Origin of the sequence: Mucilaginibacter sp., assembly GCF_041663085.1 — a bacterium.
GTDB lineage: Bacteria > Bacteroidota > Bacteroidia > Sphingobacteriales > Sphingobacteriaceae > Mucilaginibacter.
Genome location: NZ_JBAZRC010000161.1, coordinates 1 through 10933, shown reverse-complemented (window position 1 = coordinate 10933; position 10933 = coordinate 1). Strand labels below are relative to the sequence as shown.

Annotated in this window: 8 protein-coding genes; 4 read left to right on the top strand and 4 right to left on the bottom strand. The window is 43.1% G+C overall.

Annotated elements, in window-relative coordinates; genetic code table 11:
* Positions 1–17: 17 nt before the first annotated feature.
* Positions 18–410, bottom strand: coding sequence for a large conductance mechanosensitive channel protein MscL (mscL, locus tag WC615_RS20345; protein WP_372979895.1), 393 nt, complete (start codon positions 408–410; stop codon positions 18–20).
* Between the two features lie 155 nt (positions 411–565).
* On the opposite strand from mscL, the gene rpoN reads away from it, so the two are divergent.
* Positions 566–2041, top strand: a complete 1476-nt coding sequence (gene rpoN, locus WC615_RS20340; RefSeq protein ID WP_372979894.1) for an RNA polymerase factor sigma-54 — start codon at positions 566–568, stop codon at positions 2039–2041.
* Between the two features lie 125 nt (positions 2042–2166).
* Here the strand turns inward: rpoN and WC615_RS20335 are convergent, their stop codons facing one another.
* The 3 genes from WC615_RS20335 to WC615_RS20325 form a co-directional block, all read right to left on the bottom strand.
* Positions 2167–3183, bottom strand: a complete 1017-nt coding sequence (locus WC615_RS20335; RefSeq protein ID WP_372979893.1) for a type IX secretion system membrane protein PorP/SprF — start codon at positions 3181–3183, stop codon at positions 2167–2169.
* Positions 3184–5910 carry a gliding motility-associated C-terminal domain-containing protein gene (locus WC615_RS20330; protein ID WP_372979892.1) on the bottom strand — a complete coding sequence of 909 codons (2727 nt, stop codon included), beginning with the start codon at positions 5908–5910 and terminating at the stop codon, positions 3184–3186.
* A gap of 134 nt (positions 5911–6044) precedes the next feature.
* A complete protein-coding gene (locus WC615_RS20325) occupies positions 6045–6749 on the bottom strand; it encodes an NUDIX domain-containing protein (protein WP_372979891.1) in 705 nt (234 codons plus the stop codon).
* Positions 6750–6895: 146 nt separating this feature from the next.
* Between WC615_RS20325 and WC615_RS20320 the strand changes: the two genes are divergently transcribed.
* Genes WC615_RS20320 through WC615_RS20310 form a run of 3 tightly spaced genes read left to right on the top strand, consistent with a single transcriptional unit; the run spans position 6896 to position 10838 of the window.
* Entirely contained in the window at positions 6896–7585 is a 690-nt protein-coding gene (locus WC615_RS20320) for an ABC transporter ATP-binding protein (RefSeq protein WP_372979890.1), read from the top strand.
* Positions 7563–10145, top strand: coding sequence for an ABC transporter permease (locus tag WC615_RS20315; RefSeq protein ID WP_372979889.1), 2583 nt, complete (start codon positions 7563–7565; stop codon positions 10143–10145). The genes WC615_RS20320 and WC615_RS20315 overlap by 23 nt, the downstream gene beginning before the upstream one ends.
* A 9-nt stretch (positions 10146–10154) precedes the next feature.
* Positions 10155–10838 (top strand): arylesterase, encoded by a 684-nt coding sequence (locus tag WC615_RS20310; RefSeq protein WP_372979888.1) that lies wholly within the window; start codon positions 10155–10157, stop codon positions 10836–10838.
* Positions 10839–10933: the final 95 nt, after the last annotated feature.

Genomic DNA, 10933 nt, shown 5'->3' with positions numbered 1-10933 from the left:
TGTATAATCCCGTCTAATTATGCTTTTTTATCTGCTAAAATATCACGTATCTGGGTAAGCAATACTTCTTCTTTTGATGGTACAGGTGCAACTTCCGGTGCGGCTTCTTCTTTTTTCTTGAACCTGTTAATAGCCATTATAATGATAAACAATGATAGGGCAATAATTATAAAAGATATTACCTGCGATAAAAAGTTGCCGTATTTAATAGCCGTACCGGGGATAACCAACTGGCTAAGGTTTGATAAATGTGCTGCCTTTAATGCAGGCGTTAATACAGCCGGCGTTATAATATCCTCTACAAGCGATTTCACTATTGCGCTGAATGCAGCACCTATAACCACAGCTATAGCCAAATCTAATACATTACCTTTAACGGCAAACTCTTTAAACTCTTTTACAAATCCCATAATGTTGATGTGTTGTGTGTAATTAAAGTTAGCAATAAATTTATTCTACGTCCAAACAAAATCCCTGCAAAAGTATTTTAAACCCTAAATAAACCACTTGTAAGTAATTTTTAAACTTTAAGGTAATTGGTGTATTTTTGGCCTCGTCTATAATTATGCTTAAACAGAATCTTCAACAAAAACTCTTACAAAAACTTTCGCCGCAGCAAATTCAATTTATAAAATTGCTGCAGGTGCCTACTGTATCGCTTGATACCCGTATTAAAGAAGAATTGGAAGAAAACCCCGCGCTTGAAGACTTAAGCTTAACTAACCTGAACGAACCTGAGGAACAATACCCCGACCGCGACCCTGACGAAGACACTTATAACGGTGACGAAGACCAGGGCCCGATGGATGAGTTTAATATTGACGATTACCTGCAAGACGACAACGTAAACGATTACGGCACGCGTTATGACCAGAATGGCGATGACGAGGATGAGCGGAAGGAAATCCCTATTGCTGTGCAAAGCTCGTTTTTTGAGAGTCTGCAGGCACAGCTTGATCTACTCCCCTTGTCTGACAAGGATTTTAGCATAGGAAAGCAAATTATAGGCAGCCTTGATGATGATGGGTACCTGCGCAGGCCTATCATGTCGCTTACTGATGACTTGGCCTTTTCGCAAAATGTTATAGCCGATGATGAAGAGGTGGAGGATATGCTTAAGGTAATACAAAGCTTTGACCCCCCGGGTGTTGGCGCGCGCAGTTTACAAGAATGCCTGCTGATACAACTTAAACGTAAAGACCCCAACGATCTGATTATAAAGAAGGCTATCCTGGTTGTTGAAAATTACCTTGATGAGTTTACACGCAAGCATTACGATAAGCTGGAGAAATCATTAAACATGAATTCGATCGAGCTGCGTGGTGTTGTTAACGAGATATTAAAGCTTAACCCCAAACCGGGCGACAGCAACGAGGTAAGCACCAAGCAAATGCAGGTGATACCCGATTTCCATATCAAAAACAATGATGGCGTGCTCATACTTACCCTAAACTCTAAAAATGCCCCCGAGTTGAAGGTGAGCCGCTCCTACCAGGAGATGTTTCAGCATTATGATAAGGCATCGCAAAAAGATAAAAAGCTAAAAGAAGCAGTGCAGTTTGTAAAGCAAAAGCTTGATTCGGCAAAGTGGTTTATTGATGCTATTAAACAGCGCCAGCAAACCTTGCTGAAAACCATGAACGCCATAATGCAATACCAGTACGATTTCTTTTTAACCGGCGATGACAAGAATCTGAAACCGATGATCCTGAAGGATATTGCCGACCGGATAGGGATGGATATATCTACGGTATCGCGCGTGGCAAACTCTAAATATGTACAAACAGAGTTTGGTACCTTCCTGTTAAAATCATTCTTCAGCGAAGCTATCCAAACCGAAAGCGGTGAGGAAGTATCAAACAAAGAGGTTAAGAAAATACTGGAAGAACATATTGGCAAAGAAGACAAGCGCCACCCCCTTGCCGATGAAAAACTAACCGATATATTAAAGGATGCTGGTTATAACATTGCCCGCCGTACCGTTGCCAAATATCGCGAGCAAATGAATATCCCGGTAGCAAGGCTAAGGAAAGAACTTTAGGAGAGAGAGATTCAAGACTATTAGAGTCAGGAGTGAAGACATAAAAAAAGCCCTTTAAGTTTATTAAAGGGCTTTTTGCTATTTCTTATCTTGGTTCTTGATTCTCAAATTCTTGACTTTACCCCCTACCATCCGTGCTGCGGGCTGGTTAGTTTATACCGGTTATTTAACATTATACCCAATACAATTTCATGCGATCCGTTACTAACCGTGCGTAGTGCTGAAGTAGTGGCATCATAAGAATAGCTTACGTTAATAAACGAGCTTAGGTTAAAACCCGCCAGTATTCCGAAAGAATCATCCTTACGATACGAGCCGCCAAACCAGAACCTGTCACGAAAGGACAGCTTCATATTAATATCAAACGTTGTTGGCGCGGGCTGGATAAATTTTATCAGTGCCGATGGCAACAAGCTTACATCATCCGTTAAGTATAGTTTATACCCAACTGTTGCAAAATAATGCGGTACCGTTTTACTTAGGTTTGAATTATTCCCGGTTGTGATGTATTGGTTTTGCGGTATTATTTGCTGCGCCGATACCCCAACATAATAATCTGCAGAGTATAACCAAACACCAACACTGGCATCGGGTTTCCATTGATTATTATTGATATCCCTTAGTACCGGATCGTCCTGATTCTCCAGAGTTATAAGCGATGTATTTAAATGCAAATGATTGAAGCCGGCAGATACCCCTACGGCTAAATTTAGCCTTGGGGCAAGGCCAAGGTGGTAAGCATAGGTTGCGGCCATATTGGTTTGGTCAATAGGCCCTGCTTTATCAGTAACCAGCATAAAGCCGATACCGTGGTGTGGTTCGGCAGCCTGGTAATCGCGGGTATACATCCTGCTGTAAGGGTTCTCTCCCCCTGATGAAGGGAATGCTGTTGCATCTCCTTCAGTAAAATTACTGCCAAGTGGAGCATTTATACTAAAATAAGCGGTAACTGGTGCGCCTTCAAGGCCTGTCCACTGGCTGCGGTAACCAAGTTTTACATCAGTATAGTTTTCTATACCCGCAACAGCCGGGTTTAACAGATAATTGTTAAAAATATACTGAGTGTATTGTGGCTTTTGCTGTGCGTAAACGCCCGTTGTACAAAAAAATATGATAACAATAGGTAAAACTTTCTTCAACATTTATTTAATAATAGTTACGTTGCCGGAAATAACCTTCCGCCCGTTTTTAGGGTTTATAATGTAATAATATGTACCTGTGGGCAACACATTACCGTTGAACCTTCCATCCCATGGTGAGGCATAACCAACAGACGAATATACCCTTTCTCCCTGTCTGTTGTATATGTCAACTGTATTTCCCGGGTAAGTATCTAAATATTTTATTGTCCACGTATCATTTATCCCATCACCGTTAGGTGTAAAGGCGTTTACCACAATTGGTTTTTTTAGCACTTTAACAAATATATCATCGTATGCGATGCACCCGGCAGCAGTTGTAACGGTAAGTTTATATCGAGTATCTTCTGCTACAGAACAAACCGGGTTTAACACATTGGGATTATCTAACCCTATTGCAGGCTCCCATAAATATGTAAGGCCGCTGCCGCTTGCCGTTGCAGGTAGCAAAACAGGTTCACCTTCCAGCAATTGTATGTATTTACCGGCATTTACTATGGGCAAAGGGTTAACAACAATATCGCGTGAAAACACCACCGGGCAAAGATTAGTTGCCGTAAAAGTATACGTAATAGTAAATTTGCCCGCACCTGATACTGCAGGGTCAAACTTACCACCTGCAGTTACCCCTGCACCACTAAATACACCATCGGGGCCTGTAAAGCCTTCATGATGTGGTATCAATTGCACAGGGCCTGCATCCTGGCATATGGGGGTAACAGCGTCAAAAGAAGCAATTGGGCTTACATGCACGGTAACAGTTTGTTCAAAAGGATCACCGCACTGCGATGTTGCCCCCGAAAATGTTTCCATGTGTATCAGGTAAGTCTTATCAATAGTTAGCGCCTCATACCGATGATGATATTTTCTATCGGCCGGGATCATACTTTTAGAGAAAATATCAAATGCTTCGGGATGGTTTTGGTAATCCCACCATATTTTCACGCTATTAGCATTACCCGTAGTTTGATCTATAATTGAAGACATATTTGCAGTGCAAAATATCCCATCCGGGGCAAAACGTGTTTGTGGTCTTTCGCCTATATTAAAATCGAAATCAACGTCTACATCAGTACCACATTCATCTGCCACCGGGTTTGTTGCTGTAGCTGTGATTGTATGGTCACCTGCCGAAAAAAAAACAGGATCTTTATATTCATACAGATACACAGTTTGCCCGTTGCCCCCAGCCACCATTCCCGTCATTACAGGATTAGGGTCGGTATAATTTTGTAGTAGCCCATTGAAATTCCAAACAATTTTTGTGGGGCGAAACGGCAAAGTAAGCCTTAATTTATATTGCTCATCTGTACAACCATCTACTTGTGTACCGGTACCCTGCAATGGAGTAAATACAATATTTTGATTAAGGTTTTTAAGGTTGGTGCCTGCCGAGTAACCGTATGATTCATTAGAACCAAAACCGTAAGCTATAGCGCTGAAACCATCGGATGCATTTAACGTATGCGAACCTGCGGTAAGTGATATTTGTGCGTATGAATATATCGGGTTATTTGCAATTGTTGAAAAATCAGTATAAGGCATACCATCAACCTTAAAGGTAGATGCCATATCCGTTTTTATCACAACATTCACATAATTACTTAATATCTTGAATTCACGTGCGGAGTATAGCGTTACATGATCAAGGGTTTGCTCCAGCGGGTTCAGATAGATCATTTCCGGATCGCCCACATCATGCGTATCATAAACGCAATCGTTTCCGGGAGTCTTACCTTGCGATACCGCGTATTGCACTACCTGTATGGGCTTATCTGCAGTAATATAGGTTGTAGCTTGCGCTTCAAACTGGTAATAAAAAGGGGTTTGAAAACTTGTCTTGGGTATAACGTTCCCGTTTATGGTGAGTTGAGTATTGGGGTCACTAAAAACAACCCTGAATATATCATAGTTTCTGTTTTTTAGCGGTACGGTGATATAAGTTTTACCCCACGATGTAGTAGGATAAACCTGCTGAAACAGGTTATCTGAAGTAAAATGATTGCCTATATCATCCTGACATCCGATCCCAATCTTTGTACTACCTGAAAAAACTGCGATTTTTTTACACTCTCCGTTTGCAGAACTTACACTTCTTATTTGCGTGTTGGTAAGATCTTTAAACGAGAACCCCTGATAAACATCACCTTTATTTAAGTTGAGCATAAATGTTGCCCCCGCTGCCTGGCCATCAGTTAATGGTTGCGATGGGGTGATCTCTACAGTTGTGTTATCCTCTGTAGCCACAACCATAAAAGTTGAAAATGCGTTCCCCTGCGCATTAGACTCCTGGGTATAATTAATGGAATAATAACTTTTACCTAAAACAGCAACCGGCAGCAACAGGGTGGCGCCGGATACGCTCATTGAATATATATGGGCAAATACCGCTATTTTTTTTTCGGCAGTGATGTGTAAGCCTTTTTTAAGGAAGGTGCCCGGATTTTTCAAAAAAACTATTTTGGGCACATTAACAACGGTTATCTGCCCGGGCACTACAGCTTGCGTGATGGGGCTAAAACTACCGTCGGCTACTTCTACCGTTACATTTGTAGCCTCATCGGCAGTAACATACAGGCTCATTTCGCTGGGGCCGTTATCCTCAATATGCGACATATAGGCCGTCCAAAACTCCTTGCCCTGGCTTGATGTTCCCTGGGCGAAGCTTAGATAGCTGCAACAAACTAAAACGCATGCTATTAAAACACGTAAAGCCTTTTCCCTATTCAATTTAATAACTGGTTTATTTCTTTGCCATATCACATGCAGTGCATTGATATTTAAAGTATTAAATGTAAACAGATTTATTGTAAAGCAAAATACAGCCCCGGTTATCTTTTGTAACAAGGTTTATAGCGTAAGGCTTAAAAAAACTTATCGGGGTTGGGTACCAGGTTCAGGAACTTTTCAAATTTTTTCTCGTAGTTAGATTGATCAAGCTGGTAATAGAACGCCCCTTTTTTTGATGATTGCTTATCCTTTTCGGCAAGCTTAACCAATAAGCCTGTTGATAACAGTTTACGGCTAAAATTACGGTCATCAAACTCGGTTTGATATACCCCCTCGTAAAGGGCTTGCAGTTGCGGGATAGTAAAACGCTCGGGCAGTAACTGGAATAATAAAGGGTGAAGGGCGGCTTTATAGCGCAGTTGCTTTTTGGCAAGTTTCACCATTTCGGCATGGTCAAATACCATTTCGGGCATTTCATCAAGCAAAAACCATTCCGGGTGATTTTCAGTACTTAGCTGTGTTTCGTACTGTTGAATATCTATCAGTGCAAAATAGGCTATTGACAGGGTACGCTCCACAGGGTCGCGGTCTGGCTTGCCAAACACCCTAAATTGTTCCATGTACACATTTTTAAGGCCCGTACGTTCTTCCAGCACGCGGTTGGCAGCATCTTCAGGGCTCTCCGAAGGATGAATAAATCCGCCCATTAAGCTCCATTTACCTGCTTCGGGCTGTAAACTTCTTTCTACCAGTAACAATTTGATGTTCCAGCCATCAAATCCAAATATGATACAATCTACAGCAACCAGTATTCGCTGTTGCCCGGGATATTCTTGCATAGAGGGTGTGTTATTTTACAAGTGTAAAAAATAATCGGCATTTTAAAAACACAATAACAATGTAATGCCTTTGTAAGTAAACATATTTTAACCGGCTTGTATCAATAATAATTTGATATTTACCCATTTACAGCAAACATATAAATTTGGAAACCATACTTAACATAGCAAGCCTCGGCAAAACATATAAAAGTGCCGGCCGTGCCTTAACCGTTTTAGATAATATAAATTTCAGCATCAACACGGGGTCAACCAATGCCATAGTTGGCCCGTCGGGCAGCGGCAAAACCACCTTACTTGGCCTGTGTGCAGGGTTAGATAGTGCCAGCACCGGCATTGTAGAACTGAACGGCATTAACCTGGGTAGCTTAAGCGAAGACAAACGCGCACAGGTACGTAACCAATATGTGGGTTTTATATTCCAGAATTTTCAATTACTACCAACGCTTACCGCACTTGAAAACGTGATGGTGCCATTAGAGCTGCGGGGCGAAAAGAATATTAAAGTACGCGCACTTGACCTGCTTGATAAAGTTGGCCTTGCCGATCGCGGGCACCATTACCCTGCCCAGCTATCGGGTGGCGAACAGCAACGGGTATCGCTGGCAAGGGCTTTCTCCAATTCGCCAAAAATATTATTTGCAGATGAACCAACCGGAAACCTGGATGCCGAAACCAGCGAAAAAGTGGTAAAACTCATCTTTGACCTTAACCGCGAGGCCGGTATTACCCTTGTTTTGGTAACGCACGATCTGGAACTGGCGGCCAAAACGCATCGTATCATCAAAATAAAGGGCGGCAAATTAATTGCTGATGATAAAACCGGTAATGAATAACGCGCCCATGGATACCGTAAATTTTAAAAGGAAGATAAACTTTGGCTGGTTGTTTAAAATGGCCATCCGCGATAGCCGCCGTAACCGGGGCAGGTTATTGCTGTTTATCTCGTCGATAGTATTTGGTATTGGGGCGCTGGTGGCTATTTATTCGTTCAGGTACAACATCCAGAATGATGTTAACCAGCAAGCTGCAAGCCTGATAGGTGCCGACCTTACCATCAGCGGCAATAAAGAACCGGATGCCAAAATGCAAAAGCTGCTGGATAGCCTGGGTGAAGACCGTTCGCAGGAACGTAGTTTCCCGTCGATGGTTTATTTTATCAAAAGCCAATCGACAAGGTTGGTACAGGTAAAAGCTTTGCAGGGCGCCTTCCCCTATTATGGCGAATTGGAAACAACGCCCGTACAGGCAGGCAGGTCGTTTAAAACAGGCAAGAATGCATTAGTTGATAAAACCCTGATGCTGCAGTTCAATGCCAGGGTTAACGATTCTATAAAAGTTGGTAACGAAACTTTTTTGATAGCAGGCGTTTTAAACAAAGCGCCGGGGCAAACAGGCATCGCATCGGGCATTGCACCGGTGGTTTACATCCCCATGCAATACCTGGATAAAACCGGGCTCATTACAACCGGCAGTCGCATTAATTATAGTTACTATTATAAGTTCGGCAGCAAAACCGACGTAGAAAAACTGGCCAAAAAGCTGGACCCGCAACTGGACAAGGCCGGTTTTAATTACAACACCGTTGAAGGCAAGAAAGAAGGCACCAGCCGTTCGTTTGCCGACCTGTCGAAGTTCCTGTCGCTGGTTGGGTTTATTGCCCTGCTGCTTGGCTGTGTGGGCGTGGCAAGCGCTATTAACATTTACATCCGCGAGAAGATCCAGTCCATCGCCATTATGCGCTGCATGGGTGTAAAAGCATCCGAAGCTTTTTTAATTTACCTGATCCAAATAACCGGCATTGGGCTTATTGGCTCGGTTGCAGGGGCCATTTTAGGTACCGGCATTCAGCATCTGCTGCCGTTTGTACTAAAAGATTTTCTGCCAATTACTATATCCGTATCCATCTCCTGGATGGCAATGGGCCAAGGCATTTTGCTGGGGCTCATCATATCCATATTATTTGCCTTGCTTCCGCTTATTTCTATCCGTAATATATCCCCGTTAAATACGCTAAGATTATCTGTTGATGATACCACAACCATCCGCGACCCGTTTCGCTGGCTGGTATATATATTGGTTGTTCTTTTCATCACTTCGTTTTCGTACCTGCAAATTGGTAATTGGATGGGCGCCGTATTTTTTACCCTTGGTATAGCCATCGCCTTTTTAATATTGACGGCTATAGCCTGGCTGTTGATCAGGTTTACAAGGTTACTGGTGATGAGCGGCTGGAGTTACATCTGGCGGCAGGGTTTTGCAAACCTGTACCGCCCAAACAACCAAACCATTATACTTACAGTATCTATCGGTTTAAGTACAGCATTTATTGCCACATTATTTTTAATCCAGCAATTACTTATCAGCCAGGTAACACTGTCAACCGGCGATAATCAATCAAACATGATATTGTTTGATATCCAAACCCCGCAGAAAAAAGGCGTGGCCGAGCTTACCCGAAAAGAAGGCCTCCCGGTGCTTTCAGAAGTACCCATGGTTACTATGCGGCTTGAGAAAGTAAACGGCAAAACCGCTGCCGATGCCAAAAAAGATTCGACACTGAATATATCACAAAACGCTTATAATTACGAATACCGGGTTACCTACCGCGATTCGCTCACCTCATCGGAAACTATAACCAGCGGCAACTGGATTGGCAAGGCCGAACCCGGGAAGGACATCCCCGTATCAGCCGAGGAGCGTTTTGCAAGGCGCATCAACGCCAAGGTTGGCGATAAACTTGTGTTTAATGTGCAAGGTGTACCAATGAACACCTACATCAGCAGCATCCGCAAGGTAAACTGGAACAAGATCTCTACTAATTTTCAAGTGGTGTTCCCTACCGGATCTTTAGAAGATGCCCCGCAGATACATGTATTACTAACACATGTGCCATCAAACACCGTTTCGGCCAAATATCAGCAGGCTGTAGTAAGGCAATACCCTAATGTTTCCATTATCGACCTGGGGCTTGTGCTGAGCGTACTGGATGACCTGCTCGGCAAAATAGGCTACGTTATCAAATTCATGACGGGCTTTAGCATCATTACCGGCATCATCGTACTGATCTCATCCGTTCGCATCAGTAAATATCAGCGCATCCAGGAGAGTGTTTTGCTGCGTACCCTTGGCGGCAGCCGCAAACAAATCTTTGCCATTACAGCTATAGAATATCTTTTTCTGGGTGCCCTATCTGCATTAACCGGGATAGTGATCGCTATTGGCTCCAGCTGGTTATTGGCACGGTACACTTTTGATATGCCTTACGCGGTTAATTTTTTACCGGTGGTTGCCATCTTTTTTATTATTACTTTGTTAACCGTAGTAATAGGCCTGCTCAACAGCAGGGGTATTTTAAACAGGTCGCCGCTTGAAGTACTGCGGTCTAACGCATAATATATGAGCATGTTAAATAAATTAAGAATAGTAGGTATACTGGCATTAACCATAACCGTTGCCGGTTGCGGCAGCAAATCAAAACCTAACGATACAGCTGCCCAAACCGATAGTGCTAAAACCGCCGCTACAACCTCATCCACCAAAACCATTTTAGTTTTTGGCGATAGCTTAACAGCGGGTTACGGGCTTGACGACCAGTCAGAAGCCTACCCAAGCGTTTTGCAAACCAAGATAGACTCGGCCAAACTGCCTTATACCATTGTAAACGGCGGCCTTAGCGGTGAAACATCCGCAGGCGGCAAAAGCCGTATCGACTGGCTATTGAAACAGCACGTAGATGTATTTGTACTTGAACTTGGCGCTAATGATGGCCTGCGCGGTATCCCGGTTGAAGAAACCGAACAAAACCTGCAAACCATTATCGACCGTGTAAAAGCCAAATATCCCAAAGCCAAACTGGTGATGCTGGGCATGCAGGTACCGCCCAATATGGGTGTTACCTACTCCACCGATTTTAAAAACCTGTTCCCAAAACTGGCTACAAAAAACAACATGACACTGGTGCCATTCCTGTTACAGGGTGTTGGCGGTGTACGTGCTTTAAACCAAAAAGACGGTATCCACCCCACAGCGGCGGGTGCAAAAATACTGGCAGCTAATGTTTGGCAGGTGATAAAGGGCATCCTGTAAATTAACGGGCAAACGTAGCCTGTCTCGTCCTGAAATAAGTTGACGGTTTTATATATTGATTAATTGAGCTACAAATATAATTTTACACCGTAATA